Annotated in this window: 25 protein-coding genes, 8 tRNA genes and 1 riboswitch; of the genes, 31 read left to right on the top strand and 2 right to left on the bottom strand. The window is 32.6% G+C overall.

All coding sequences use genetic code 11. The features are described from left to right. The first annotated feature begins 74 nt into the window (after nucleotides 1-74). The 11 genes from CC89_RS13845 to CC89_RS13795 all read left to right on the top strand — a co-directional run bounded on the left by CC89_RS13845 (nucleotide 75) and on the right by CC89_RS13795 (nucleotide 4,112). Entirely contained in the window at nucleotides 75-449 is a 375-nt protein-coding gene (locus tag CC89_RS13845) for a CoA-binding protein (RefSeq protein WP_035293035.1), read from the top strand. 181 nt (nucleotides 450-630) lie between these two features. Then, nucleotides 631-1,443 (top strand): pyruvate, water dikinase regulatory protein, encoded by an 813-nt coding sequence (locus CC89_RS13840; protein WP_035293033.1) that lies wholly within the window; start codon nucleotides 631-633, stop codon nucleotides 1,441-1,443. 158 nt (nucleotides 1,444-1,601) lie between these two features. Beyond that, nucleotides 1,602-1,676: transfer RNA gene (locus tag CC89_RS13835), tRNA-Glu, on the top strand. Between the two features lie 6 nt (nucleotides 1,677-1,682). Further along, nucleotides 1,683-1,758, top strand: a tRNA-Val gene (locus CC89_RS13830). Between the two features lie 8 nt (nucleotides 1,759-1,766). Then, nucleotides 1,767-1,843, top strand: a tRNA-Asp gene (locus tag CC89_RS13825). A 6-nt stretch (nucleotides 1,844-1,849) separates the two neighbouring features. Further along, nucleotides 1,850-1,925: transfer RNA gene (locus CC89_RS13820), tRNA-Thr, on the top strand. A gap of 15 nt (nucleotides 1,926-1,940) precedes the next feature. Continuing rightward, a tRNA-Glu gene (locus CC89_RS13815) sits at nucleotides 1,941-2,015 on the top strand. A 5-nt stretch (nucleotides 2,016-2,020) separates the two neighbouring features. Next, nucleotides 2,021-2,096 (top strand) — tRNA-Val (locus CC89_RS13810). A gap of 21 nt (nucleotides 2,097-2,117) precedes the next feature. Beyond that, nucleotides 2,118-2,194: transfer RNA gene (locus CC89_RS13805), tRNA-Asp, on the top strand. A gap of 5 nt (nucleotides 2,195-2,199) precedes the next feature. Continuing rightward, nucleotides 2,200-2,275: transfer RNA gene (locus tag CC89_RS13800), tRNA-Thr, on the top strand. 226 nt (nucleotides 2,276-2,501) lie between these two features. After that, nucleotides 2,502-4,112 (top strand): hypothetical protein, encoded by a 1,611-nt coding sequence (locus tag CC89_RS13795; protein ID WP_035293030.1) that lies wholly within the window; start codon nucleotides 2,502-2,504, stop codon nucleotides 4,110-4,112. A gap of 237 nt (nucleotides 4,113-4,349) precedes the next feature. Here CC89_RS13795 and CC89_RS13790 read toward each other — a convergent pair whose 3' ends face one another. Further along, on the bottom strand, nucleotides 4,350-5,330 hold the full coding sequence (locus CC89_RS13790) for an ATP-binding protein (protein ID WP_035293028.1): 981 nt from the start codon (nucleotides 5,328-5,330) through the stop codon (nucleotides 4,350-4,352). Continuing rightward, on the bottom strand, nucleotides 5,327-6,319 hold the full coding sequence (locus CC89_RS13785; protein WP_035293027.1) for a DnaD domain protein: 993 nt from the start codon (nucleotides 6,317-6,319) through the stop codon (nucleotides 5,327-5,329). The genes CC89_RS13790 and CC89_RS13785 overlap by 4 nt, the downstream gene beginning before the upstream one ends. A 280-nt stretch (nucleotides 6,320-6,599) precedes the next feature. Here CC89_RS13785 and CC89_RS19600 point away from each other — a divergent pair, with 280 nt between their 5' ends. The 20 genes from CC89_RS19600 (at nucleotide 6,600) to fabZ (ending at nucleotide 26,027) form a co-directional block, all read left to right on the top strand. Further along, nucleotides 6,600-7,778 carry a peptidoglycan DD-metalloendopeptidase family protein gene (locus tag CC89_RS19600; RefSeq protein ID WP_051931784.1) on the top strand — a complete coding sequence of 393 codons (1,179 nt, stop codon included), beginning with the start codon at nucleotides 6,600-6,602 and terminating at the stop codon, nucleotides 7,776-7,778. A gap of 205 nt (nucleotides 7,779-7,983) precedes the next feature. Continuing rightward, complete coding sequence (locus CC89_RS13775) at nucleotides 7,984-8,856, top strand: DegV family protein (RefSeq protein ID WP_035293025.1); 873 nt, start codon at nucleotides 7,984-7,986, stop codon at nucleotides 8,854-8,856. A gap of 194 nt (nucleotides 8,857-9,050) precedes the next feature. Then, nucleotides 9,051-9,278, top strand: a complete 228-nt coding sequence (locus tag CC89_RS13770) for a small, acid-soluble spore protein, alpha/beta type (protein ID WP_502685632.1) — start codon at nucleotides 9,051-9,053, stop codon at nucleotides 9,276-9,278. Between the two features lie 281 nt (nucleotides 9,279-9,559). Beyond that, nucleotides 9,560-9,739: riboswitch (Lysine riboswitch) on the top strand. A gap of 86 nt (nucleotides 9,740-9,825) precedes the next feature. Next, on the top strand, nucleotides 9,826-10,206 hold the full coding sequence (gene kal, locus CC89_RS13765) for a 3-aminobutyryl-CoA ammonia lyase (RefSeq protein WP_035293020.1): 381 nt from the start codon (nucleotides 9,826-9,828) through the stop codon (nucleotides 10,204-10,206). A gap of 123 nt (nucleotides 10,207-10,329) precedes the next feature. Next, nucleotides 10,330-11,151 carry a 3-keto-5-aminohexanoate cleavage enzyme gene (gene kce / locus CC89_RS13760; RefSeq protein WP_035293018.1) on the top strand — a complete coding sequence of 274 codons (822 nt, stop codon included), beginning with the start codon at nucleotides 10,330-10,332 and terminating at the stop codon, nucleotides 11,149-11,151. A 13-nt stretch (nucleotides 11,152-11,164) separates the two neighbouring features. Then, nucleotides 11,165-12,199: an L-erythro-3,5-diaminohexanoate dehydrogenase gene (kdd, locus tag CC89_RS13755; RefSeq protein ID WP_035293016.1), complete on the top strand. Its 1,035-nt coding sequence runs from the start codon at nucleotides 11,165-11,167 to the stop codon at nucleotides 12,197-12,199. A gap of 102 nt (nucleotides 12,200-12,301) precedes the next feature. Then, nucleotides 12,302-13,561 (top strand): lysine 2,3-aminomutase, encoded by a 1,260-nt coding sequence (kamA, locus tag CC89_RS13750; RefSeq protein ID WP_286161356.1) that lies wholly within the window; start codon nucleotides 12,302-12,304, stop codon nucleotides 13,559-13,561. Then, nucleotides 13,551-14,579, top strand: coding sequence for a lysine 5,6-aminomutase reactivase subunit KamB (kamB, locus tag CC89_RS13745; RefSeq protein WP_035293014.1), 1,029 nt, complete (start codon nucleotides 13,551-13,553; stop codon nucleotides 14,577-14,579). The genes kamA and kamB overlap by 11 nt, the downstream gene beginning before the upstream one ends. Next, nucleotides 14,580-16,061, top strand: coding sequence for a lysine 5,6-aminomutase reactivase ATPase KamC (gene kamC, locus CC89_RS13740; protein WP_035293012.1), 1,482 nt, complete (start codon nucleotides 14,580-14,582; stop codon nucleotides 16,059-16,061). Next, complete coding sequence (kamD, locus tag CC89_RS13735; protein WP_035293010.1) at nucleotides 16,051-17,607, top strand: lysine 5,6-aminomutase subunit alpha; 1,557 nt, start codon at nucleotides 16,051-16,053, stop codon at nucleotides 17,605-17,607. Before kamC ends, kamD begins: the two co-directional genes overlap by 11 nt. Then, the gene (gene kamE / locus CC89_RS13730; protein WP_035293008.1) at nucleotides 17,607-18,395 is read left to right on the top strand and encodes a lysine 5,6-aminomutase subunit beta; all 789 of its coding nucleotides are present in this window, start codon (nucleotides 17,607-17,609) and stop codon (nucleotides 18,393-18,395) included. Before kamD ends, kamE begins: the two co-directional genes overlap by 1 nt. Nucleotides 18,396-18,690: 295 nt before the next feature. Beyond that, entirely contained in the window at nucleotides 18,691-19,143 is a 453-nt protein-coding gene (locus tag CC89_RS13725; RefSeq protein WP_035293007.1) for a MarR family winged helix-turn-helix transcriptional regulator, read from the top strand. Between the two features lie 88 nt (nucleotides 19,144-19,231). Further along, a complete protein-coding gene (locus CC89_RS13720) occupies nucleotides 19,232-20,218 on the top strand; it encodes a beta-ketoacyl-ACP synthase III (protein WP_035293005.1) in 987 nt (328 codons plus the stop codon). A 130-nt stretch (nucleotides 20,219-20,348) separates the two neighbouring features. Further along, on the top strand, nucleotides 20,349-20,582 hold the full coding sequence (acpP, locus tag CC89_RS13715; protein WP_035293004.1) for an acyl carrier protein: 234 nt from the start codon (nucleotides 20,349-20,351) through the stop codon (nucleotides 20,580-20,582). Between the two features lie 201 nt (nucleotides 20,583-20,783). Then, on the top strand, nucleotides 20,784-21,722 hold the full coding sequence (gene fabK / locus CC89_RS13710) for an enoyl-[acyl-carrier-protein] reductase FabK (protein ID WP_035293002.1): 939 nt from the start codon (nucleotides 20,784-20,786) through the stop codon (nucleotides 21,720-21,722). A gap of 49 nt (nucleotides 21,723-21,771) precedes the next feature. Then, the gene (fabD, locus tag CC89_RS13705; RefSeq protein WP_035293001.1) at nucleotides 21,772-22,704 is read left to right on the top strand and encodes an ACP S-malonyltransferase; all 933 of its coding nucleotides are present in this window, start codon (nucleotides 21,772-21,774) and stop codon (nucleotides 22,702-22,704) included. A 102-nt stretch (nucleotides 22,705-22,806) separates the two neighbouring features. After that, nucleotides 22,807-23,547, top strand: coding sequence for a 3-oxoacyl-[acyl-carrier-protein] reductase (gene fabG / locus CC89_RS13700; RefSeq protein ID WP_035293000.1), 741 nt, complete (start codon nucleotides 22,807-22,809; stop codon nucleotides 23,545-23,547). A gap of 109 nt (nucleotides 23,548-23,656) precedes the next feature. Further along, nucleotides 23,657-24,898, top strand: a complete 1,242-nt coding sequence (gene fabF, locus CC89_RS13695) for a beta-ketoacyl-ACP synthase II (protein ID WP_035292997.1) — start codon at nucleotides 23,657-23,659, stop codon at nucleotides 24,896-24,898. A gap of 1 nt (nucleotide 24,899) precedes the next feature. After that, nucleotides 24,900-25,403: an acetyl-CoA carboxylase biotin carboxyl carrier protein gene (accB, locus tag CC89_RS13690; protein WP_035293647.1), complete on the top strand. Its 504-nt coding sequence runs from the start codon at nucleotides 24,900-24,902 to the stop codon at nucleotides 25,401-25,403. 192 nt (nucleotides 25,404-25,595) lie between these two features. Continuing rightward, nucleotides 25,596-26,027 (top strand): 3-hydroxyacyl-ACP dehydratase FabZ, encoded by a 432-nt coding sequence (gene fabZ, locus CC89_RS13685; protein WP_035293646.1) that lies wholly within the window; start codon nucleotides 25,596-25,598, stop codon nucleotides 26,025-26,027. Nucleotides 26,028-26,034: the final 7 nt, after the last annotated feature.

Here is a 26,034-nt window from a genome sequence, read left to right as displayed (position 1 = left end):
TAAAGAGAGGCAGGTGAAAAGCTTGATTTTTGATAAGTATTTGTAATATAAAATATCAATAATCAAGCAAGTTTATGGTAGCCAGTGAATTATTAGATTATAAAAATTGGGTAGTGGTAGGAGACGTTATAAATCAAAGTAAATATGCATATAGAATTTTGGATAAATTAAAAAGTAAAGGTTTTAAGGTAGTGGGAGTTCACCCTAAGAAAGAGGGAAAAGGAGTTTATAAAAGTTTAAAGGATGTACCTTTTCAAATAGAAGTTATAGATTTATGCATAAATCCTGTTTTAGGCTTAGAAATAATTAAAGAAGCAAAGTCTTTAATTATCAATAAAGTACTAATTCAGCCAGGAGCAGAAAGTGAAGAAATTCTTAATTATTGTAGAGAAAACAATATAATCGCTATAGAGGACTGTGCTTTAGTACAATTATCAGGTATGAAATAATATAAGTTTTCTTCATTTCATTTAAAGAATCTTTAATTCGTTTTTAAATTAAAAATCTTTATTAATCTAATATAGAGATTGAAACTTATGTGCGAAAGCTGAGTTATATACATTTAAGTAAAAGAATAGTGATAATTTTAAATCTGTAAAAGTTGGATTATAAAAAACAGGGGGTGTTACTATGTTTAAAATATACGCCGTCTCTGACTCTATCGGGGAAACAGCAGAACTGGTAGCTAAGGCTACAGCCAGTCAATTTAAAGTAAAAATGCATGTAAAAAGAGTCCCATACATAAAGACATTAGAAGATGTTTATGAATTTATAAAAACTATAGATGTGCCAGACAAATGCATGGTAATTTCAAATATAATTTTGCCGGAGGTTAGAGATTTTTTAGTACAAAGATGTATAGAAAAGGGTATATTTGTATATAACGTGTTAAGTCCCTGTATGAACATAGCAGCTAAAATTACAGGAGAGCAGCCGATATATGAACCCGGTGCTGTATGGAATATAGATAATGAATATTATGAAAAAATTGAGGCTATGCAATTTGCGGTGCAGTATGATGATAGTAAGGATGTAAGTGGAATAAAGAATGCAGATGTAGTTATAGTAGGACTTTCTAGAAGTTCAAAAACAGCTTTATGTATGTATTTGGCCAACAAAGGTATAAAAGCTCTTAATGTGCCACTAATGCCGGAAGTTCCAGTGCCAGAAGAATTATTACAAATAGATAGAAAGAAGATAATTGGTCTTACAATAAATCCTTTGCATCTTATTGAAATTAGGAAACACAGACTTTTAAAATTTGGAGGAGATCATTTTAATATAAACTATGCCAATGAAGAGAGAATTTTAGACGAGTTTGATTTTTTAGATAAGGTATTTAAAAGGCTGGGATGTAGAGTTATTGATGTAACTCAAAGAGCTATAGAGGATACTGCTCTTATTATAATGGAGAGCATAGGATGGGTAGAAAAAAGCAACTAGAAGTATTTTTATTAATGTATGTACAAGAAATTAAAGAGGAATTTAGAAAAAGCTAAAAAAGTTTTAAAAAAATATGTTGACATATGGAGAATAATCTTGTATTATATTATTTGTCAGCGCGGCAGACTCGAATGAAAATAAGCGTTGATAAATAATTTGGCTCCTTGGTCAAGCGGTTAAGACACCACCCTTTCACGGTGGTAACAGGGGTTCGATTCCCCTAGGAGTCACCATTATGTGGGCGCATAGCTCAGCTGGGAGAGCATCTGCCTTACAAGCAGAGGGTCACAGGTTCGAGCCCTGTTGTGCCCACCACATAATATGGCCCAGTGGCTCAGTTGGTTAGAGTGCCGGCCTGTCACGCCGGAGGTCGAGGGTTCGAGTCCCTTCTGGGTCGCCATTATAAGCTGGCATGGCTCAATTGGCAGAGCAGCTGACTTGTAATCAGCAGGTTGTAGGTTCGATTCCTATTGCCAGCTCCAGTAAAAAAATAATTTGGCTCCTTGGTCAAGCGGTTAAGACACCACCCTTTCACGGTGGTAACAGGGGTTCGATTCCCCTAGGAGTCACCATACGTGGGCGCATAGCTCAGCTGGGAGAGCATCTGCCTTACAAGCAGAGGGTCACAGGTTCGAGCCCTGTTGTGCCCACCACTTATTTGTAAAAATATATATGGCCCAGTGGCTCAGTTGGTTAGAGTGCCGGCCTGTCACGCCGGAGGTCGAGGGTTCGAGTCCCTTCTGGGTCGCCATATAAGCTGGCATGGCTCAATTGGCAGAGCAGCTGACTTGTAATCAGCAGGTTGTAGGTTCGATTCCTATTGCCAGCTCCAAAATCCTAAGTAAGTAATTCTTACTTAGGATTTTTATTTTTTTGTAGGGATTAGGCTTATAAGAAAGTATAATTAGATATTAAATAACATTATTGTGTTTGAAATTAGATTTTGGCCATATAAAAATATATAATACTCTTTTAAAAGGATAATTTTATATAAATATAGAATATTATATATGCTAGTTAATATTTTATATAAATGAATTATCTTGGGGGATATGAGTATGAAAAAATGTAGAGTTATGACAAAAAGTTTTATAATAATAAGTATAATATTAATGGTAGGTATAATAGCCTATCAATATAGTGTTAATTTGAATATTAATAATCAACCACCTTCTAATAAGTGGGGAAAAGGAAAATTCCTAGGCCAAGCGTACATCAGCACTACTCCTGCAATTATTAAGGAGGGTAAAAATTACATTATTACGTATAATGATAAAAATAAATTAAAAATCCTAGTACTAGATGCACTAGGTCATAAGAAAAAGGAGAAGAGTTTAGATATAAAAGAAAGCTGTATAAATGGCATAATATTAGTAAAAGATAAAGAAAATAATTTTTATATTGAGTATGTAGGTAACTACTCAAAGACTAATTCATCAGAGAGAATTAAACTGGATAAAGATTTTAATATAATAAAAAGAGAAAATATAGCAGGGTTAATAGCAGTAAAACAGATAAATGACAATATGATTTTAAGAACTTATGGGGATTCGGTGGAATTTATGGATGTAAAAACTGGTAATAGAAAATCTCTAAAAGTATCAAGTGCAGGAGGCCTAAGCGGAGTAGATTACAATGGAAAATATGCAATATGCTACACTGGTCAGGATGTACAGGAAGTCACTCAAATGTGTGTGTTTTACGAGAATGGCAAATTTTCTGATGTAAGAAATTTATTCAATATGATAGTTAGATTTGGACAGTCTAAACCTGATACTAAATTTGCTATAGATGATGGGGTTATGTATTTTTTTGTACCTAAAATAGGAGGAGATATAGTATATGAAATTCCTATTGATAAAATAATAGAGAACAAAGATGAGTTTAAATATAAATTTAAAAAGGTGAAATTCCCAGGGATTGCTTTAAGAAAAATAAATAGTACAAACTATACAGATGGTAAGGCAAAAATTCTAGTAGAAGGAAGTAGAATCTTTGGCATAAATAGAAAGCATGATGATGTAATGGAGTATAGTTTGAGCAATGGAAAGTGTGAGCAAGAAGGAAGTCTTTCAAAATCAAAGCAATTATCTACTTTTGCAAATATCTGCGGAGAAATAGGAATATATTGCGATTTCCAAGCTAAAGCAGATGAGGGATTTAGTTGTCCATACAATTTATATATGACTTCCACAAATGAACAATATAAAAAGGAGAACAATGGACTTAAAAAAATTGAAAAAAATTTATCTATAGGAGAAACAGTTACTGGCGTTGCGTATAGTATAGTATCTATACTGCTAGTGGGAGCTGCATGGATTTTTCCAGGATTAACTTTAATGGGTATATTTACTTTATTATTAAGTAGATTTTCAGATAAGCAAAGAAAGGGTATATATATTGGGGTTCTTGTAGCTACAACAACTATAAAAGCTTTAGCAATATATGTTTCTGTATATAAAAATAGCTTTATGTTTTTGCCTAAAGAATTAACTTCTCCTATGGTGGGAATGCTTATTCTAGTATGTATAAGTGTATTTTGTTATGTATATTCATATTTATTTTATAGAGAATTTACAGAGGATCTCCCAGTTGCAAGGTATCTTCCATTCTTAGTAGGGGATACATTTCTTTCTTTATTGATTTTTTCTCCTTATATAATAAATTAGGTACATGAAAATAAATAACAAGTCAAATATGATGGTATATTTTGTGTCAGACAAGGAAGCAGGTTCCGTTGCGAAGGACTATCAGCGGGTTGTGCTGACGCAGTATGACGTAAAATACTAGTATACTGACTTGTTATTTCTTTGAATGTGCCTTAGATATATTACATAAAATATAAATTTAGAACAATATTAATATGAAAACCCCAGTCTATGATAGGCTGGGGTTTTATATTACCATCATCTTATTTTATTTAAGTTATTTTTTACTCTTATATCGTCGCCGTAGAACTTGTATAGTTCAAAATTACCAAATAGTCTTGAAGTAATTCTTTCTGAGTAGTGTTTAGAAAGCTGTTCAAGGGATAAATTAGTGGAAATAAGCATCTTTTTGCTCTTTAAAAGTTTCCAATTTATTAGATTAAACAGTTCTGATTTGGAAAAATCCGTTATCTGCTCTGTGCCTAAGTCATCTATTATAAGTAAGTCACAGTTTAATATTAAATCTTCTAATGCTTTATTTTCATTAAAACGAGCATCACGCAAATTTTCTATTAATTCTTTTGCGGTTCTGTATACTACAAAGTAACCTCTATCTATAAGCCATTTAGCTATACAGTGAGATAAAAAGGTTTTTCCAGTACCAGAGCTACCATAAAATAATAAATTTATGCCCTCCTGTGAGAAATTCTTTAAATAAGACCTTACGCTAGATGATATCTCTTCCATATTCTTTCTGGGACTTTTTATTTCTGAGTCAGTTTTTTTGGTACCGTATAGGTTTATGTTAAAATTATCAAAATTATTTTCTTTAAATGATGTTTCTAGATCAGAATTTCTATAATGGAGTTTAATTAGATACCTTTTATAGCAAGAGCATTTTTTATTTCCTATAAAACCAGTATCACTGCATTTGTTACATCTATAATGCATATCTAAATAGTCTATTGGATATCCTGATGAAACCAAAAGTTCTGTCTTTTGAATTCTTAGATCTGTTATCTTTTCTTTTAAATCTTTCAAGTATTCATCTCTGTTTTCAATATGATTTAGTATATTTATAGATAAATGTATAGAAAGCCTAGCTATTTCCTTTTCTATAGAATTTATTTTAGGTATTTTATTGTATACTTCTTCTTTTCGGTTCTTTAAGGCCTTCTCTTCATTTTCCCTTATATTTTCATACATTTTTAGTATTTGAGATTGGTATGTGTTAATCATTCATTATCCCATCCTAATAATTTTTTTTCTAGATCATCGTAGTCGTACTTACGTTGAGAATAGTCATTAAAGGTACTATTTTTACCATTGTTATATGATGTCTTTTTCGCAGGTGAATAAGAACTAGTTTTTTTCTTATCTCTTTTTTCTATATCCTCTAAAGTCTTTATGTTCTCCTTGAACCAGCTGTTTAGTATTCCATCTATATATTTAAAGTCAGCTTTATTTATTCTTTCAAAGCAAATGTCACAAGCTTTATATATAATTTCCACAGGGAATTTATAAACATTTATCCACTTATCCATCATTTGTTCTTGAGGTTTCATTATATCAGTAGATTTTATTCCTAAATAATTCAGTATTTTCCTTATTCTAATCCACTTATCTTCATGTTTCTTTATATAACTTTGAGCATCCTCTACATTTTCTATATTTTCATCATTCCAAGCTAAAGCTATTTTTTCTATATATCTATAGTCAGTTTTACCCTTAGAAACACAATACTGAATTAGAAGAAGTATTATTTCAGGAGAAAAGCTGAAGTCCTTTTGCCAGCTTAAATACATAGTCATTTCCTTAGGGGATAGAGGTCTTCCTATAAGTTTCTCTATATCTTGAAGCATATCCTTTATAGAGTTTTTATTTAATTCTTCTAGTAAATTAATTTTATCTACGTCTTCTTCCTCACCATTGTCTTTTAAATCTAAAAAGTCTATATTAAAATTGCCCATATTATCTATGGGTATTAGTTTTATTACTCCTTCTTCATTCCAATAGTTCAGAGCATTCATTATATCACTTTCTAAAAGGTTTAGAGTGGAAGCCATCATGGAAGAATTTACTCCTAGTTCTCCAGAAATGCAGTATTTTAATCCTAAAAGGTAGACTTTAACAAATTCACCTCTAGCCTTAGGCATATATTTTTCTATAAAAATGTTACTTACAGGCGTATATTCATGTATTTTATTCTTAAAAACGAAAGTACCCATGGAAAATCAACCCTTCCTAAATTATACAATATGGTATATATTAATTGCATTAGATAAAATATTATAATCTTTGCTAATGAATTTTAACTCAAAATCTCTAAAATATCAAATAATAAATTTGTATTATTAAATAAAAATTTCATTTTTAGGGTATATTAAGAAAGTTACTAAATAAATTATTAGACCTAAAGGGTCAAAATTATTGTGAAAGGAGCTGAAGACCGTTAAGTCTGTATAATATCACCTAAAAGATATTGTGCAAGAAAAGACGGTAAAAGTTTTGAGTAAAAAAAGCAAAAACTATTTTATCATATGCTTGCTCACTGTTTCTTTATGTTTATTATATTATAACATATTTAGTGACAAGTCTTATGAAGTATTATTAAATGGTAATAGTATAGGTACAGTTCAAGATAGAGAATCCTATATTAAACTAGAGAAGGAGATAAATGAATGTATAAATAGAAGATTTAAAAATAAAGAGGGAAAGGATCAGGTGATTTTTAAAAGCAATAAGAAAAGGAAAGAGTTATCCTCTGAAGAGAGTATAATAAAGAATTTCTTTAAACACAGTAATATTACTGTAGAAACCTTGGGTGTGTTTTGCAAAAATGAATATTTAGGTGCTCTAGATAATGAAAAGGAGTACAATAGCGTTCTAAATAAGGTTAGAGATAAATATAAGGAAATATTGAAGGTAAAGGATATAAATGATTTTAAAATAGATAATCTGCAGCTGAAAAAATGCAGAGCTCCATTGAGTAGAGTTTGTATTGATGAAAAATCCTCCAGAGAAAAAATTACTGGAGAGATTTTAAATAAGCATAAATCTATAAATGTTCAGTTTACATCAGTAATAGAAGAGAAAAAGGATATTCAGCCTAGTACGGTAATGAAGTCATCTAGTGAAATGCTAAAAGGAGAGAGAAAAGTTCAACAGCAGCAAGAAAAAGGACTGAAAAATGTATTTTCTAAAATAACTGTAAAAAACGAAAAAATAATTAGTAAGAAAACAGTAAGTGAAAAAATTATAAAAAATAGCAAAGATAAAATAATATTAGTAGGAAGTAAAAATCCTGCAGTATTAGGTATAACTTGTTTTTCAAAACCCTCTAGAGGAAGTATAAGTTCTGATTTTGGTAGAAGATGGGGAAGAATGCATAATGGAATAGACATTGCCTCATGTTCAGGAAGTCCTATATATGCAGCATATGAAGGTAATGTTACTTTTTCGGGATGGCAGGATGGATACGGCAAGCTGATTATAATTCAGCACGGGGATGGGCTAGAAACTAGATATGGACACTGTAGTGAATTGCTAGTTAAAGAAGGCGATATAGTAAAAGAAAATAGTTTAATTGCAAGAGTAGGGAGTACAGGAAGAAGTACGGGACCACATTTACATTTCGAGGTTAGGAAGAATGGTACTCCTGTAAATCCAATAGAGTATTTAAAATAGTCTTAATAGAAGGGCTGTGGCACTAAAAATAAATTCTACAACACATTGTGGTTGCTATTGAATTTCAAACCAATGTATTGTATATGAATTTCTTAATGCCACAGCCCCTTTATTAAAATTTAAGTAAAGGATATTTTGAAATTATATAGAATTCCTATATAATGTAATTATATAATAATAAATCTACATAAAAGGAGAAGGTCGTATGAGTGTTATAATAATGACGGATTCAAGTTGTGACTTACCGTTATCATATATTGAAGAAAATAAGGTACCTTTTGTAAGTCTAACTTGTCATTTTAATAAATGTGACTATAAAGATGATTTTGGAAAAACCTTTACTTATAGACAATTTTACGATGGATTAAGAAATGGAGAAATGCCAACTACTTCTCAAGTGAATATATATCAGTTTACTGAGGTTTTTACTAGGCTTGTTAAGGAAAAAAAGTCTATTATATATATAGGTATGTCTTCTGCTATAAGTGGTACTGTAAACAGTGCTAGTATGGCTAGAGAAAATGTACTAGAAGAATACAAAGATGCAGATATTACTATAATAGATAGCAAAAGCGCGTGTATAGGACAAGGTATATTAGTATATAACGCAGTAGAGATGATGAAAAAAGGGCGTTCAAAGGAAGAAATAATAAAATGGATTGAAGATAATAAATTAAATATAAATCATTGGTTTATGGTAGGCACTTTGAAACATTTAAGGTATGGAGGAAGAATATCTGCTACTGCTGCTACTATAGGAACATTAATGAAAATAAATCCAATTATATTTATAAATAATGAAGGAAAGCTTGTAAATGTTACAAATGTAAGGGGAAGAAAAAAAGCTATAAAGTACCTATTAGAAAAGTTTAGGGAAAGAGTTGTGGAACCTGGAAATCAACGAATTATGATAAGCCATGGAGATTGTCTAGAAGATGCAATATATTTAAAGCAGATAGTTAAAGAGGAGTTTGGAGTGAAAGAAACCATGATGAATTTTGTGGGACCAGTTATAGCCTCTCATACAGGACCGGACATGCTATCTTTATGTTTTATAGGAAAGGGAAGAGAAATATAGAGATTTTAATATAATTCAAGATATTGGGAATAGTTGCCTAGAACATATGTAAAAAGCAGGGCAGCTATTTTTATGTACCTTATGTATATTTTTTTATTTTAGGGGTAAATTAAAATTAATCACTTGTAGCCACGTTGAAATGCCAAGAAATATAGATTTATAAGAGAAAGTGGCCGCAAAAATAAAAATCATAAATGAAGGGAGGAAGGTTACAGATACTCTGCTTGGCATCATCTGTAACAAAATTCATGGCACATAAAAATAATAAAAATAATAAGGATAACAAAAAGATGAATCCAAAAACAAAGTCAGAAATGAGAGACATGGAAGTTGAAATGTCAAAAGAAATAGGAGCAAATGGTGAATCAAAAAAATTAGGTAAAAAAGAAAGTACCAATGAAAAAAGAATGAGAAGAGAATAATTTTAAAATATAAAATACTAAGGTACATGAAAATAAATAACAAGCCAAATATACTAGCATACTGAATTATTATTTATTTGAATGTGCCTAAAATAAATAATTATAGTGATATATAAATATGGGATATAAGTATAATACATGTGCTTATATCCCTTGTTTTATTTAATAGTTAATGTTTTCTAAATAATAGCAAACATTTTAATTTTCTGAAAAATATATTGACTAGCGGAAGTAGTAATATTATAATAATATTGTGAATTAAAAAACAAACTTAAAAAATGTACATAAATAGAGGAGCGGGTTTACGGTAATTTTTAAATGTTAAGGAGAAGAACCTCCAAAGTTAAGAGTGAAGGGTTTACCTGCCGAAAGGGTTTATTTGTTCTTGAGTATACCTTTGGTTAAGAAGTGTAAATACTTTTTAATTGTCATGACCTTTGTTGTGAAGAGCTATTTATGTAATGAAAGGGATATAATAAATCTTTTCATTGCATAAATAGCTCTTTATATTTTTAGTGCTAATAAAATGTTTGTTGGGGGTATGTAAATGAAAGCTTTAATAAGAATGAGAATGAGCAGTCATGATGCTCACTATGGTGGAAATCTAGTAGATGGAGCAAGAATGTTGCAGCTTTTCGGAGATGTGGCTACAGAACTTTTAATAAGACATGATGGAGACGAAGGGTTATTTAGAGCTTACGACAGTGTAGAATTTTTAGCACCAGTTTATGCAGGAGACTATATAGAAGCAGAGGGAGAAATAGTAAGTGAGGGAAACACATCAAGGAAAATGGTTTTTGAAGCAAGAAAGGTTATAATACCAAGAACAGATTTAAATGATTCAGCAGCAGAGGTTCTAGAAGAGCCTATAGTGGTATGTAAAGCTAGCGGAACTTGTGTAGTTCCAAAAGACAAACAAAGAAAGTAAAAAAATAATATAATAATATGCTAGTAAGCTAGTATACCAGTGTAGTAATTAGCTAGAAGGTTAAGCTTTATACTAGCCAACTGGCCCACTAGCCACTAGCCCACTAATTTGGGGGTGTATACATTGGAAAAACTTATAATAACGGCAGCTATATGCGGGGCAGAAGTCACAAAGGAACACAATCCTGCAGTACCTTATACTGTGCAGGAAATAGGAGATGAAGCGGAAAAGGCTTATAAAGCAGGAGCAAGTATAATACATTTGCATGTTAGAGAGGATGACGGCACACCAACTCAATCAAAAGAAAGATTTAAAGCATGCATAGATGAAATTAAGAAAAGATGCCCAGATGTAATTGTACAGCCATCTACTGGAGGAGCTGTAGGCATGACAAATGCTGAAAGACTTCAACCTACAGAGTTAAATCCAGAAATGGCTACATTAGATTGTGGTACATGTAATTTTGGTGGAGACGATATATTTGTAAATACTGAAAACACTATAAAAGAATTTGGTGAAAAAATGATAGCTCTAGGAATAAAACCAGAGGTAGAGGTTTTTGATAAAGGCATGATAGACATGGCTAAAAGACTTTGCAAAAAAGGATATATAAAGACTCCAATGCATTTTAATTTTGTTATGGGAGTTAATGGGGGCATAAGTGCAGAACCAAGAGATCTTGTATTTATGGCAGGCAGTATACCAGAAGGATCTACATTTACAGTGTCTGGCATAGGTAGAAATCAATTTCCTATGGCAGTTATGGCTATATTAATGGGTGGTCATGTAAGAGTTGGATATGAGGATAATATTTATTTATCAAAGGGAGTACTTGCTAAATCTAATGCAGAACTTGTAGAAAAAGCAGTTAGACTTGCTAAAGAATTTGGAAGAGAAATAGCTACACCAAATGAGGCAAGAGAAATATTAGGATTAAAAAAATAAAGGGGGATTTATTATGAAAAAAGGATGTAAATACGGTTCTCACAGAGTACTTGAGCCACAAGGAGTGTTAACTCAAGCGGCTTATAAAATCGACAATAATATGGAAATATATAGCAATGAAATATTGGTAGACGTCCAATCGTTAAACATAGACTCAGCAAGCTTTACGCAAATTGAAGAAGAAGCAGGCGGAAACATAGAAAAAATCAAAGCAAAAATAATGGAAATAGTAGGTGAAAGAGGAAAACAGCAAAACCCTGTAACTGGATCAGGCGGAATGTTTATAGGAACAGTTGCTAAAATAGGAGAAGATTTAAAAGACAGAGATTTAAAAGTTGGGGATAAAATAGCTTCTCTAGTTTCACTATCACTAACACCTTTAAAAATAGAAGAGATATTGGATGTTAAACCAGAAATAGATAGAGTGGACATAAAAGGCCAAGCAATATTGTTTGAAAGTGGAATATATGCAAAACTTCCAGATGATATGCCAGAAAACCTTGCACTTGCTGCATTAGACGTAGCAGGAGCACCAGCTCAAACTGCAAAATTAGTTAAACCAGGAGATAGTGTTTTAGTATTAGGAGCTGCTGGAAAATCAGGCATGCTTTGTTGCTATGAAGCTAAAAAGAGAGTTGGACCAACTGGTAATGTAATAGCTATGGTAAGAAAACAAGCACAAGCTGATAATCTAATAAAATGGGGATTCTGCCATAAAGCTATAGTAACTAGTGCACAAGAACCAATGGCTGTTTTAAATAAAACGTTGGAAGCTAACAAAGGAAAAGAAGTAGATATATCTATAAGCTGTGTAAATATACCAAACACTGAAATGTCCTGTATATTACCAGTTAGAGATAATGGGGTAGTTTACTTTTTCTCAATGGCTACAAGCTTTACAAAAGCGGCACTTGGAGCAGAAGGTGTAGGAAAAGACGTTACCATGATAGTAGGAAATGGATATACTAAAGATCATGCAGAGATAACATTACAAGAATTAAGAGAAAGTGAAACTTTAAGAAAAATATTTGAAGAAAGATATATCTAAAATATTAGCTAGTTTCCTAGGCAAGAGGGATATTTTATAACTAATCATAAAAACGGGGAATGTTGCAAAAAAGTAATAAAGTAATAAATGGGGGGAATTATCTTGAAGGTAAATCGAAGGCAGGAATTATTTCCGAATGTAAGTGACCAGGAATGGTATGACTGGAAGTGGCAAGTTAAGAATAGAATAGAAGACGTTGAGGAACTTAAGAAATATATACCTCTTACTGCAGAAGAAGAGGAAGGAGTAAGAACTTGTACAAACACTTTAAGAATGGCAATAACTCCATATTACCTATCCTTAATTGACATTAATGATCCTTTTGACCCTATAAGAAAAGAAGCAATTCCAACAGCTTTAGAAGTGCATAAATCAGAGGCTGATTTACTTGACCCGTTACATGAAGACACAGATTCACCAGTGCCTGGTATAACACATAGATATCCAGACAGAGTACTTTTTTTAATAACTGACCAATGTTCTATGTATTGTAGACATTGTACAAGAAGAAGATTTGCAGGGCATAATGATAAATCTCTTCCAATGGAGCAAATAGATAAAGCTATAGAATATATAGCCAATACACCTTCTGTAAGAGATGTTTTATTATCCGGTGGAGATGCTCTTTTAGTTTCTGATGATGTTTTGGAATACATAATAAAGAAATTAAGAGCAATACCTCACGTGGAAATAGTAAGAATAGGTTCAAGAGCACCTGTAGTTCTTCCTATGAGGATTACAGACGATCTTGTAAATATGCTTAAAAAATATCATCCGGTTTGGTTAAATACTCATTTTAACCATCCAAATGAAATAACAGAGGATTCAAAAAGAGCTTGTGCAAAACTTGCAGATGCAGGGGTGCCTCTTGGAAATCAATCAGTTCTATTAAAAGGCGTAAACGATTGCGTGCATGTAATGAGAGAGCTAGTTCATGAACTGGTAAAAATAAGAGTAAGACCTTACTATATTTATCAATGTGACTTATCCATGGGTCTTGAACATTTTAGGACTTCAGTGGCTAAGGGCATAGAGATAATGGAAGGTTTAAGAGGACATACATCAGGCTTCTGCGTTCCTACTTTTGTAGTAGATGCTCCTGGTGGTGGTGGTAAAATACCTGTAATGCCAAACTACGTAGTATCTCAAGGAGAAAATAGAGTTATTCTTAGAAATTTTGAAGGTGTTATAACTACCTACAAGGAACCACAAAACTATCATTCAGAATGTCATTGTGAAGTGTGTGAGAAAAAGAGAAAAGATAAACTTATAGGCGTTGCTTCACTTATAAAAGACGAAAAAATGTCATTGGAACCTGTAGGACTTGAGAGAAATTTAAGAGGGAAACATAATGAAGATTAGTCTACTAGATGTTGTAGATAAATACAACAGTTTATCCATAATAGGTATGGATAAAAATGTAGGCAAAACTACTGTATTAAATCATTTAATAAATAGTTCAAGGGGGAAGATCTCCCTTGGACTTACTTCCATAGGAAGAGATGGAGAAGAAGTAGATAGGGTTACAAGTACGGAAAAGCCTAAAATATATGTAGAAAAAGGCACATTGATTGCCACGGCAAAACAGTGTCTATCAAATGGGGATATAACAAGGGAAATAATTTATACCACGGGCATAAGTACGCCCATGGGAGAGGTTATAATAGTTAGAGCGTTAAGTGACGGATATATAGAATTGGGAGGGCCTTCAATAAATGTATATATATCATACGTATGTCATAAACTTTTAGAATTTGGCTGTAAGATTGTTTTAGTAGATGGTGCGATAAGCAGAAAAAGTAGTGCATGTCCTATAATTACGGAAGCTGCCATATTGTCTACAGGAGCAGCATTAGATAGAGACATGAACAAAGTAGTGGACAGTACGGTGAGCACACTGAAAAATTTATCAATAGAGGGCATAAAAGATGAAGAGATAAAGAAAAAGGCAAATTTAATATATGAAAATTATAAGTTGGGAATAATAAATGGGGATGGAAGTATAGAAAATATAGATGTTTTAATGGCTTTAGAAGGAGCTAAGTTGCTGATAGACAAATTAGGGGGAAATTCAAAATATATTGTAGTAAAGGGAATTCTTTCAGATAAATTTTTAGAGGATATTTGTAAATATCCAGATAAAATTAAAGATAAAACTATATTGGTAGAGGATGGTACGAAAATATTTATAAAAAAAGATACTCTACATAAATTTAAAAAACTAGGGGGAAAAATAAAAGGTATAAACACTATAAATGTAATATGTGTAACTGTAAACCCTACGTCTCCTTATGGATATGAATTTCCTAGAGAGGAATTTATAGAAAAAATAAGAAGGAAAGTAAGTATACCAGTAATAGACGTAATGGGAGGCGATTAAATGAGATTTTTAGATGAAAATCAAAAGGCTCAAGTGGGATTTGAATTTATAATGGATGAGCTAAATGTAATGACTTGTTATGGAAGAGATAAAAAGAAGAATTTAAAACCTTTCCTTAGAAAAGATAAAGATAAGCTTATACATGAATTAGGTAATTTGGAAAAAGTAACTAATAGCTTAAAAGAGCATGAGTTTGAATACGGAAAAATTGAATGCGCCTTTTGTAAGGTAAAGGACATAAGAAATTCTATAAAAAGATGTAAAGAACTAAATGCTCTAGATGATGTGGAACTCTTTGAAATTAAAAGTTTTTGCAGTTTAGTTAATGAAATTATAGATGCTATGAATAATTTACATTTAGATATATCTGAGCTTTGTTTAGAGGAATTAAATGATGCGTTTAAATTACTAGATCCGGAAAATAAAAAAATGCCTACTTTTTACATTTATGATGCGTATTCTTATAATTTAAAAGAAATAAGAGAAAAGAAAAGAGCTTTAGAAGAGCGAATATTAATAGAGATGGACGAAGAAAAAATAAAAATATTGAAAGAAGAACGTCTGAATTATGTAGTTTTAGAGGATAAGGAAGAATTTAAAATAAGAAAGGAATTAACAAAAAAATTAGCTTCATATACGGAAAAGCTAGATAAGGATATTCACATTATTGGAGCACTAGATTTATTGATGGCTAAGGGGAAAATGTCAATAAAATATAGAGGAATAAAACCATGTATATGTGATGATATGCGAATATGCTTAAAAAATGCAGTAAACCCTCAAATAGAAGAATTACTAGAAAGAAAAGGCAAGGAGTTTACCCCTATAAGTGTAGATTTAAGGGAAGGGGTATCCATTATAACTGGAGCAAATATGGGGGGAAAGAGTGTAACATTGAAAACAGCTGTTTTGAATGTTTTTTTAGGCAATATGGGTTTTTTTGTATTTTGTGAAGAGGCTATTATTCCAAACATTGACTTTATAGGATTTATATCAGATGATATGCAATCTATATCTAAGGGATTAAGTACTTTTGGTGCGGAGATAATTAAACTTAATTCTGTTATGGAATGCGCTAAGAGATGGCAGGGATTTATTGTTTTGGATGAGTTTGCAAGGGGTACAAATCCCAAAGAAGGGTGTTATCTTGTAAAAGCTCTATGCAGATATTTAAATAAATTTAATTCAGTAACATTAATATCTACTCACTATGATGGGGTAGTTGAAAAGGGAATGGTTCACTACCAAGTTGTGGGACTTAAAAATGTTAATTTTGAAATTTTGAAAAGAAAAATAGATTTAAATAAAAGGGCATCTGTAGAGATAATTCAAGAGCATATGGACTATAGATTGGAGAGGGTATCTAGAAAAAATAAAGTGCCTAAGGATGCCTTAAATATAGCTACGCTTCTTGGAATCGAAGAGGGTATAGTGGACATCATAAAAGAATTTTATGCAAAGGGGGATGACCATGGAAAGTAAATTAAATTTAAACTGGGAAGTTGTAAATAAAGCTAGAGAATGTGCTAGAAACATAGCCAAGGACACCCAAAATTTTATAGATAGACATACAACAATAGCTGTAGAGAGAACTGTGTGCAGACTTCTAGGAATAGACGGAGTAGATGAATTAAATGTGCCACTTCCAAATGTAGTAGTGGATAATATTAAAAAAGGAAATGGACTTTCATTAGGAGCTGCCAACTTTATAGGAAATGCTATGGTTGAAACTAAGCTGACACCCCAAGAAATAGCTCAGAAAGTATCTAAAGGAGAATTAGATTTAACTAAGCTTCCTATGAATGATGAATTTGAAATAAAGATGGCAGTAATTTCTGAAGCTAAAAAATACGTAAAGAAAATAAAAGAAAATAGAAATAAAAGGGAAGCAAAGCTTGAAGAATTTGGCGATAAACAAGGACCTTATTTATATTTAATAGTTGCTACAGGTAATATACATGAAGATATAACACAAGCAGTGGCTGCAGCAAGACAAGGTGCGGATGTTATTGCTGTTATAAGAACTACAGGTCAAAGTCTTCTTGATTATGTACCATATGGTGAAACCACTGAAGGTTTTGGAGGAACTGTAGCTACTCAAGAAAACTTTAGACTTATGAGAAAGGCTTTAGATGAAGTTGGAGAAGAACTTCATAGATATATAAGACTTTGTAATTACTGTTCAGGACTTTGCATGCCAGAAATAGCGGCTATGGGAGCTCTTGAAAGACTTGATGTAATGCTTAATGATGCTTTATACGGAATTTTGTTTAGAGATATAAATATGAAGAGAACTCTAGTAGATCAATTTTTCTCAAGAGCTATAAATGGATATGCAGGGGTAATTATAAATACAGGAGAAGACAACTACTTAACTACTTCAGATGCTGTAGAGGAAGCTCATACAGTGCTAGCTTCTCAATTAATAAATGAGCAATTTGCTTTAATGGCAGGACTACCAGAAGAGCAACAAGGCTTAGGTCATGCTTTTGAAATGGATCCAGAATTAGAGAATGGTTTTTTATATGAATTAGCTCAAGCACAAATGGCAAGAGAAATATTCCCTAAAGCACCTTTAAAGTATATGCCTCCAACTAAATTTATGACAGGAGATATATTTAAGGGTCAAGTTCAGGATGCGTTATTTAATATGGTAACTATAATGACAGGACAAAAGATTCACTTGCTTGGAATGTTAACAGAAGCAATTCACACTCCATTTATGTCGGACAGAGCACTATCTATTGAAAATGCAAGATATATATTTAATAACATGAAGGACTTTGGAAATGAAATTACCTTTAAGGATGGCGGAATGATTCAAAAGAGAGCAGACGAGGTTCTAAACAATGCATATACTCTTTTAAGGGATATAGAAAAAGAAGGATTATTTACAACTATAGAAAAAGGTAAATTTGCTAACATAAAGAGGCCTATAGATGGTGGAAAAGGCCGCGAAGGGGTTGTGGAGAAAGATTCCAAGTACTTTAATCCATTTATTGACCTAATGCTTGGAGGTGAAAAATAATGAGTGCAGGATTATACTCAACAGACAAAAAGGATTTTGACAAGACACTGGATCTAACAAAGGTTAAGCCATATGGAGATACTATGAATGATGGTAAAGTGCAATTAAGCTTTACTTTACCAGTACCAGATGGAGATAAAGCTGTAGAGACAGCAAAACAATTAGTTAAAAAAATGGGGTTGTTAGAGCCTTCTATAGTTCATCACAAGCCTTTAGATAAAAACTTCACCTTTTTTGTAGCTTATGGCAGTTGTGTTGAAACTATAGATTATGAAGCTATCCACGTTCAATCAGTAGAAGTGGATACCATGTCCATGAAAGAAGTGGATGATTATATAAGAGAGCATATAAAGAGGAAGATAGTAATATTAGGTGCTAGCACTGGTACAGATGCTCATACCGTTGGAATAGACGCGGTAATGAACATGAAGGGATATGCAGGACACTATGGACTTGAAAGATACCAGATGATAGAAGCACATAATTTAGGAAGTCAAGTGGAAAATGAAGATTTCATAAAGAAAGCTATAGAAATAAAAGCAGATGTACTTTTGGTATCTCAAACAGTAACACAGAAAAATATACACATTCAAAATTTAACAAATCTTGTAGAACTTTTAGAGGCAGAAGGTTTAAGGGATAAGATAGTTTTGATATGTGGAGGACCAAGAATAACTCATGAATTAGCTAAAGAATTAGGATATGATGCGGGTTTTGGACCAGGAAAATATGCAGATGATGTAGCTACATTTGCTGTGACAGATATAGTGGAGAGAGGACTTATTTAGTGGGCTAGGGTGTCAGAGGGCTAGAGTGATAGGAAGTAAATTAGAGGGATAGTTTGCTAGAGGTTTAGTGGTGATAGGTAGGAAAGTAAATAATAAAAGTTTTGAGGAGGCTGTGTGGCTTTAGAAAGTGGGTCTAGAGTTATACGGCCTTTTATTTGTGAACAAAGAATTAATTTTAAAGTGTTTTGGGTAAAATTAGAAGAATAATCAAAAAATTTATTGACATAAAAACCTAATTCATATATACTTTGATTATCAAAATATTTGATGGTCAAAATTAATGGTGGTGATAAAGATGAAGGAAGCGTACAACATTTTAAATGAACTTCTAGTAGAAACTTTTAACGATATATTGGAAATAGAACAAAAAGCATTAAAAGAAGGGGCCTTTAGTGAGTTATCTATTACAGAAATACACACTATAGAAGCTATTGGTATGTATGAGACTAAGACTATGACTGAAGTAGCTAAGGCATTAGACATAACAGTAGGAACTCTTACTACGGCTATAAACAATTTAGTTAAAAAGGGTTATGTAGAAAGAAAAAGAGATGAAATGGACAGAAGAGTAGTGCAGATAGCTTTAACAAGAAAAGGTAAATTAGCCTATAGGGTACATGAAAAATTTCATTCTGATATGGTTAAAGCTACTATAGAGGGATTAACAAAAGAAGAAGAAGGTATACTAATAAAATCTTTAGATAAATTAAATAATTTCTTTAAAGAAAAGTATCATCTTCATAAGTAGTGTTTCTAGTAGGAAAGCTACTAGAAGTAAGCGAAAAAATAGTTAGAGAGTTGTAATAGGAAAATATCTTTAGATAAGAGGTATAAAAATGAATGGTATAGAGATTATAGGTACAGGAAGTTACCTTCCTGAATTAATTGTAAGTAATGATGACTTATCAAAAATAATGGACACTAACCATGAGTGGATATGCAGTAGAACCGGAATAAAGGAAAGAAGGATAACTAAAGAAGAAAATACTTCAGACTTAGCAGCTAAAGCAGCTATTGAGGCTATGAAGGATGCAAATATAAGTGCTGAGGATATTGATTTGATGATAGTAGCTACCACTTCACCAGATTATTTTGTACCATCTACTGCTTGTGTGGTTCAAAGTAAAATAGGAGTAAACAATGCAGTGTGCTTTGATATATCTGCAGCTTGCTCAGGATTTATTTATACTATGGAGATAGCTAAGAATTTCATGAAAAGTGGAAGATGTAAAAAAGCACTGATTATAGGAGCAGAAGTACTATCTAAAATATTGGATTGGAAGGATAGAAGTACTTGTGTGTTATTTGGAGATGGAGCTGGAGCTGCAGTGCTTTCTTGCAGTGACAAGGAAGGAATACTAGATATAAAGTTAGGAGCACAAGGGGATAAATGGTCATCTTTAACTTGTAAAACAGCTTTTGTGGAAAATCCATATGTAGAGAAGAAAACTTTAGATAAAGAGATGCAAGGTAGTTTAAAAATAGGAATGAATGGAAAAGATATATTTAAATTTGCAGTTACTACCATAGTAGATAGTGTAAAGGAAGCACTTAAGAATACTGGGTGTAGTATTGAGGAGATAAAATATATAGTTCCTCATCAAGCAAATTTAAGGATAATAGATTTTGCAGCTAAAAAATTAGAAGTAGATGAAAGTAAGTTTTATATCAATTTAAATAAGTATGGAAATACTTCTGGTGCCAGTGTCCCAATAGCACTAGACGAAATGAATAAGGATGGTCTTTTAAAAAAGGGTGATAAGATTATACTTGTAGCCTTTGGAGGAGGACTTACTTGGGGTTATAGTCTTATACAATGGTAAGTTTTACTAATGACTAGCTGTAATAAAGAATTTGCAAGTTATGACATTGCAATATAGAAAATGAAAATTTATAAAAGTGGTATAGTTTTAAAACATATAAAAATATTTCATTATTTTAGGAGGAGTAAAAATGGCTTTTGAAAAGATAAAAAAAATAATAGCAGAACAATTATCAATAGAAGAAGATGAAGTACAATTAAATTCAACTTTCACAGATGATTTAGGAGTAGATTCATTAGAAATATTCGAAATAGTTATGTCTTTGGAGGATGAATTTAACATTGAGATACCAAATGAAGACATTGAAAATATGAAAACAGTAGGCGACATAGTTAAATACGTAGAGTTAAAAATAGAAAAGTAAAAATTCAAGACGGAATAGTATTGCTGGCATTTATATAAGATTATAAAGTAGTAACAACTATTCCGCTTGATATATTTACAGCAATTAATAAACTATATAAAAAAGGAGGGAAACCAAAAGAGATTTCCCCAAATATAAAATAAAAAAAGTTTAGGTATTATAGTTCAAATATATTATAGCAGAAAATATAGAGGTGTTATGATGTTTCATACAAAATTTTGCGAAATTATAAATGTTAAGTATCCAATAATTCAGGGGGCTATGGCATGGATTGCAGATGGAACTTTAGCAGCAGCAGTAGCTAATGCAGGAGGTCTTGGAATAATAGCAGCAGGAAATGCTCCAACTGATTATGTAAGAGAAGAAATAAGAATGGCAAAAAAGCTTACAAATAAGCCTTTTGGAGTTAATATAATGCTTTTAAGCGAAAATGCAGATGAAATAGCTCAGTTGGTTTGCGAAGAAGGAGTAAAGGTTGTAACTACAGGGGCAGGTAATCCAGGCAAGTATATGGATATGTGGAAACAGCATGATATAAAGGTAATACCAGTAGTGGCATCTACTGCTTTAGCTAAAAGAATGGAAAAAGCAGGGGCAGACGCTATAATAGCTGAGGGATGTGAAGCTGGCGGACACATAGGTGAGCTAACTACTATGGCTCTACTTCCACAAGTGGTAGATTCAGTTAATATACCAGTGATAGGTGCTGGTGGTATTGGAGATGGAAGAGGATTGGCAGCAGCTTTTATGCTAGGAGCAGAAGGTGTACAAGTGGGAACTAGATTTTTGGTAGCAGACGAATGTACCGTGCATGAAAACTATAAGGAAAAAGTAATAGCAGCTAAGGATATAGATTCAGTAGTAACTGGAAGAAGTACAGGTCATCCAGTTAGGGTTCTTAGAAATCAGCTATCAAGAAAATATACAGCTTTAGAAAAAGAAAATGCAGCCTTAGAGGAAATTGAAAAATTAGGAGCAGGAGCATTGAGAAAAGCTGCTCGTGAGGGCGATATGGTAGGCGGATCAGTTATGGCTGGTCAAATAGCAGGTCTTATATGTAAAAGAGGAAGTTGTAAGGAGATTGTTCAAGAAATGTTTAATGATGCAGAAAAAATAATAGAGCGTATGGTAAAAAGATAGTTTTATAGGTTGTTTGATTATGCAAAGGAACACTTTAGGAGGATTAAATATGGGCAAAATAGCATTTTTGTTCTCAGGGCAGGGGGCCCAATATGTGGGTATGGGAAAAGAATTAGCACTAAATATAGATGTTTCTAGAGATGTATTTAAAAAGGCTGATGAAGCTTTAGGATTTAGCATAAGTAGTATATGCTTTCAGGGTTCCAAAGAAGAATTAGATAAAACCGAAAATACTCAACCTGCTATATTGACTACAAGCATAGCAGCATTAAGGGTTGTAGAGGACAAGGGAATTAAGCCAGATATAGTTGCAGGATTAAGCTTGGGAGAATACTCAGCACTAGTTTCCAGCGGAGCAATGGAATTTGAGGATGCAGTAAAACTTGTAAAAAAAAGAGGAAGATTAATGCAAGAAGCTGTGCCGCAGGGAGTAGGCACCATGGCAGCTATTATGGGATTAGATAAAGATATGGTTAAAGAGTGTTGTAAGGAAGCTTCAAAAGAAGGAATAGTGGAAGTGGCTAATTATAACTGTCCAGGGCAAATAGTAATTGCCGGGGAAATAAGGGCTGTAGAGCTGGCTGTAAATATATTGAAAGAAAAAGGAGCTAAAAGAGCTGTACTTTTAGATGTGAGTGGCCCTTTTCACACATCCATGTTAAAGGAGGCTGCAAAAAACTTATATAAAGAATTGGAACATGTGCACATAAAGGAATTACAAATACCTCTTATAACTAATGTTACAGGAGACTATATTCAATGCAAGGAAATAAAGGAAAACTTAAAAAATCAAGTAATGTCTTCCGTAATGTGGGAGCATACTATTAATAAAATGATAGAAGCTGGAGTGGATACATTTGTAGAAATAGGTCCAGGAAAAGTTTTAAGTGGTTTTGTAAAAAAGATAGATAGAAAGCTAAAAGTGTTAAATATAGAGGATTTAGATTCACTAGAAAAAGCCATAAGTGTTTTAAAAAATTAGGTTTTATCCCTAGCGTGACAGTGTTAAAAATCTAGGTAGATGGGAGCCGACATAGCCTTGAATAAGTTTTTTCAAGAATAACTTGGTAAAGGAGAGGATTATGTGTTAAAAGGTAAGAATGCTATAGTAACGGGAGCTAGCAGAGGAATAGGAAGAGCAATAGCTTTAAAGCTGGCTGAAAAAGGAGCTAATATAGTTATAAATTATAGAAGTAATAAAGAAAAGGCCGAAGAACTAGTAAAAGAGATAGAAGCTAAGGGAGTAAAGGCATTAGCTATAGAGGGAGATGTAAGTATTTTTTCAGAGGCAGAGAGTATGATAAATAAAGCCTTTGAAAAATTAGGTTCAGTAGATATTCTTGTAAATAATGCAGGAATAACTAAGGATACTTTAATACTTAGAATGAAGGAAGAGGAATTTGATAAAGTAATAGAAGTAAATCTTAAGGGAGCTTTTAATTGCTTAAAACATGTTAGCAAGATAATGATGAAGCAAAGAAGTGGAAAAATAGTAAACATATCTTCTGTAGTTGGGCTTGTAGGAAATGCAGGACAAATAAACTATGCGGCAGCTAAAGCAGGAATTATAGGTATGACTAAATCCGCTGCTAAAGAATTAGCTTCAAGAGGAATAAATGTAAACGCAGTGGCTCCAGGATTTATAAGTACAGATATGACAGCAGTATTATCTGAAAAGGTTAAAGAAGGAGCTATAAATACTATTCCACTAAAGAGATTAGGAAATCCAGAGGATGTAGCTAATGCAGTGACATTTTTAGCTGGTGATGAGGCAAAGTATATAACAGGCCAGGTTATAAATGTAGATGGCGGAATGGTTATGTAGAATTCACAATAGACAATTGATATAGGGAAAGTAGTATTAAAATAGATCAGGGAATTTTCACAAATTAAGAATGTAGAATTGAGAATCAAGAATAGAGGGATGATAAATTATGAAGAGAGCAGTTGTTGTTACGGGAGTAGGTGCAATTACTCCTGTAGGTAATGATGTAGATACATTTTGGAATAATATAAAAAATGGAGTGACAGGGATAGATTTTATAAAAGGATTTGATGCTAGTGATCAAAAGGTAAAGGTTGCAGCAGAAGTTAAAGATTTTGATCCTAAAGATTACATGGATAGAAGAGAAGCTAAGAGAATGGATAGATATTGTCAGCTAGCCATGGTAGCTGCAGAAGAGGCAGTAAAGGATTCAAAATTAGATTTGGAAAAAATAAATAAAGAAAGATTCGGAGTTTTAGTAGGCTCAGGAGTGGGTGGAATACTTACATTAGAAGGAGAGCACAAAAAACTCTTGGAAAAAGGACCTTCTAGGGTTTCACCTTTTATGATACCTATGTTAATAGGAAATATGGCTGCAGGAAACATAGCTATAAAATTTGGAGCTAAAGGTCCATGTACTACTGTAGTTACAGCTTGTGCCACAGGTACTAATGCCATAGGAGATGCTTTCAGACTTATAGAACATGGTTATGCGGATGTAGTAATAGCAGGGGGAAGTGAAGGATCCATAACGCCGCTTACAGTGGCAGGTTTTGCTTCGCTTACTGCTTTAAGTAAAAGTGAAGATCCTAAGAGAGCATCTATTCCTTTTGATAAGGAGAGAGATGGTTTTGTAATTGGTGAAGGAGCTGGAATTGTTGTGCTAGAATCACTAGAGCATGCTAAAAAAAGAGGAGCTAAAATATATGCTGAAATGAAAGGTTATAGTATGACTTGTGATGCATATCATATAACTTCACCAGCACCAGATGGAGAAGGCGGAGCTAGGGCTATGAAGCTTGCTATCGAAGACGCAGGAATAAAAGAAGAGGATATAGATTATATAAATGCTCATGGAACAAGTACACCATATAATGATAAATTTGAAACAGCAGCTATAAAGAATGTATTTGGGGAGAGGGCTTATAAAATACCTGTAAGTTCAACAAAATCCATGACAGGACACCTTTTAGGAGCTGCAGGAGCCGTAGAAGCTATAATTTGTATAAGGGCTCTACAAGAGGGATTTATACCTCCAACTGTTGGCTATAAGGTAAAAGATGAAGAATGTGATCTTGATTACGTTCCTAATGTGGGAAGAAAACAAGATATAACTTATGCATTATCCAATTCACTTGGATTTGGAGGTCATAATGCAACTATAATAATAAAGAAATGGGATGACAGATAGTATGAATTACAAAGAAATATGTGATTTGATAAATACTGTTAGCGAGTCAAAGCTTACTTCTTTTGAAATAGAGATAGATGGAATACATCTAAAAATGGGCAAAGAAGAGAAGATATTAGTAGAAGGAAATAATTCTAAAGAAGTATCTGATAATGTAGCAGCAGCTAAAAGAGAAGAAAACTCTTTTAAAAAGGAAGTTGCTTTAGAAAGAGAAGTTCAAAGAGAAACAGAAAAACAAGCCTCAGATATTCAGGAGGATAAAAATATAGAAATCGTTAAATCACCTATAGTTGGTACTTTCTATGCAGCACCATCTCCAGACAAGGATGACTTTGTAAATATAGGTTCGGTAGTTAATAAGGGAACAACATTATGCATAATAGAGGCCATGAAGCTTATGAATGATATAGAAGCAGAAGTAGATGGTGAAATAGTAGATATACTTGTGAAAAATGAAGATATGGTGGAGTATGGTCAGCCACTTTTTAAAATAAAAAAAAGATAATATAATATCCTCAGTCCTAAGGGATACTTTAAGGATTGAGGATTCAAAGTATTAAATTCTCAACTTTCTCACAAAATTTTCAAGTTCTACATTGAGATGAATAAAGTAAATACAATATAATTTTATAGTGCCAAAGTGGAATTAAATTAATTCATTAAATATATTGTTTGGAGGTAATAATTTATGGAGGATATGAGCAGAAGTCTTAATATAAAAGAAATAATGGAAATAATACCTCATAGATATCCAGTTTTATTAGTGGATAAAATAGAAGAATTGGAACCAGGAGTTAAAGCAGTAGGATATAAAAATGTCACCATGAATGAATATTTTTTTCAAGGCCATTTTCCAGGTGAACCTGTTATGCCAGGAGTTTTAATAATAGAAGCATTGGCTCAGGTTGGAGCAGTAGCCCTTTTAAGCTTAGAAGAATATAAAGGCAAGATAGGATATTTTGGTGGAATAAATAAGGCTAGATTTAGAAGAAAAGTAATACCAGGAGACGTACTTAAGTTAGAAGTGGAAATAATAAAAAGAAAAGGTCCTATGGGAGTAGGAAAAGCAGTAGCTACAGTAAATGGACAAAAGGCAGCTGAAGGCGAGCTTACTTTTGCTATAGGGTAAAAACGGC

Origin of the sequence: Clostridium sp. KNHs214 (genome assembly GCF_000744935.1) — a bacterium.
In the GTDB taxonomy this organism is placed as follows: Bacteria; Bacillota; Clostridia; order Clostridiales; family Clostridiaceae; genus Haloimpatiens.
Note: the sequence above shows the minus strand (reverse complement) of the source record. Positions and strands in the feature narration are given on the sequence as shown.

Bases quoted from the DNA above. Each gene is read 5' to 3' on its own strand.
- fabK (WP_035293002.1), top strand. From the start codon at position 20,784: ATGTTTCATACAAAATTTTGCGAAATTATAAATGTTAAGTATCCAATA.
- kamD (WP_035293010.1), top strand. From the start codon at position 16,051: ATGGAAAGTAAATTAAATTTAAACTGGGAAGTTGTAAATAAAGCTAGA.
- CC89_RS13840 (WP_035293033.1), top strand. From the start codon at position 631: ATGTTTAAAATATACGCCGTCTCTGACTCTATCGGGGAAACAGCAGAA.
- fabD (WP_035293001.1), top strand. From the start codon at position 21,772: ATGGGCAAAATAGCATTTTTGTTCTCAGGGCAGGGGGCCCAATATGTG.
- kal (WP_035293020.1), top strand. From the start codon at position 9,826: ATGAAAGCTTTAATAAGAATGAGAATGAGCAGTCATGATGCTCACTAT.
- kdd (WP_035293016.1), top strand. From the start codon at position 11,165: ATGAAAAAAGGATGTAAATACGGTTCTCACAGAGTACTTGAGCCACAA.
- CC89_RS13785 (WP_035293027.1), bottom strand. From the start codon at position 6,319: ATGGGTACTTTCGTTTTTAAGAATAAAATACATGAATATACGCCTGTA.
- CC89_RS13845 (WP_035293035.1), top strand. From the start codon at position 75: ATGGTAGCCAGTGAATTATTAGATTATAAAAATTGGGTAGTGGTAGGA.
- kamB (WP_035293014.1), top strand. From the start codon at position 13,551: ATGAAGATTAGTCTACTAGATGTTGTAGATAAATACAACAGTTTATCC.
- CC89_RS13720 (WP_035293005.1), top strand. From the start codon at position 19,232: ATGAATGGTATAGAGATTATAGGTACAGGAAGTTACCTTCCTGAATTA.
- kamE (WP_035293008.1), top strand. From the start codon at position 17,607: ATGAGTGCAGGATTATACTCAACAGACAAAAAGGATTTTGACAAGACA.
- CC89_RS13775 (WP_035293025.1), top strand. From the start codon at position 7,984: ATGAGTGTTATAATAATGACGGATTCAAGTTGTGACTTACCGTTATCA.
- CC89_RS13795 (WP_035293030.1), top strand. From the start codon at position 2,502: ATGAAAAAATGTAGAGTTATGACAAAAAGTTTTATAATAATAAGTATA.
- kamC (WP_035293012.1), top strand. From the start codon at position 14,580: ATGAGATTTTTAGATGAAAATCAAAAGGCTCAAGTGGGATTTGAATTT.
- CC89_RS13790 (WP_035293028.1), bottom strand. From the start codon at position 5,330: ATGATTAACACATACCAATCTCAAATACTAAAAATGTATGAAAATATA.
- fabF (WP_035292997.1), top strand. From the start codon at position 23,657: ATGAAGAGAGCAGTTGTTGTTACGGGAGTAGGTGCAATTACTCCTGTA.
- CC89_RS13725 (WP_035293007.1), top strand. From the start codon at position 18,691: ATGAAGGAAGCGTACAACATTTTAAATGAACTTCTAGTAGAAACTTTT.
- acpP (WP_035293004.1), top strand. From the start codon at position 20,349: ATGGCTTTTGAAAAGATAAAAAAAATAATAGCAGAACAATTATCAATA.
- accB (WP_035293647.1), top strand. From the start codon at position 24,900: ATGAATTACAAAGAAATATGTGATTTGATAAATACTGTTAGCGAGTCA.
- fabZ (WP_035293646.1), top strand. From the start codon at position 25,596: ATGAGCAGAAGTCTTAATATAAAAGAAATAATGGAAATAATACCTCAT.
- CC89_RS13770 (WP_502685632.1), top strand. From the start codon at position 9,051: ATGAAGGGAGGAAGGTTACAGATACTCTGCTTGGCATCATCTGTAACA.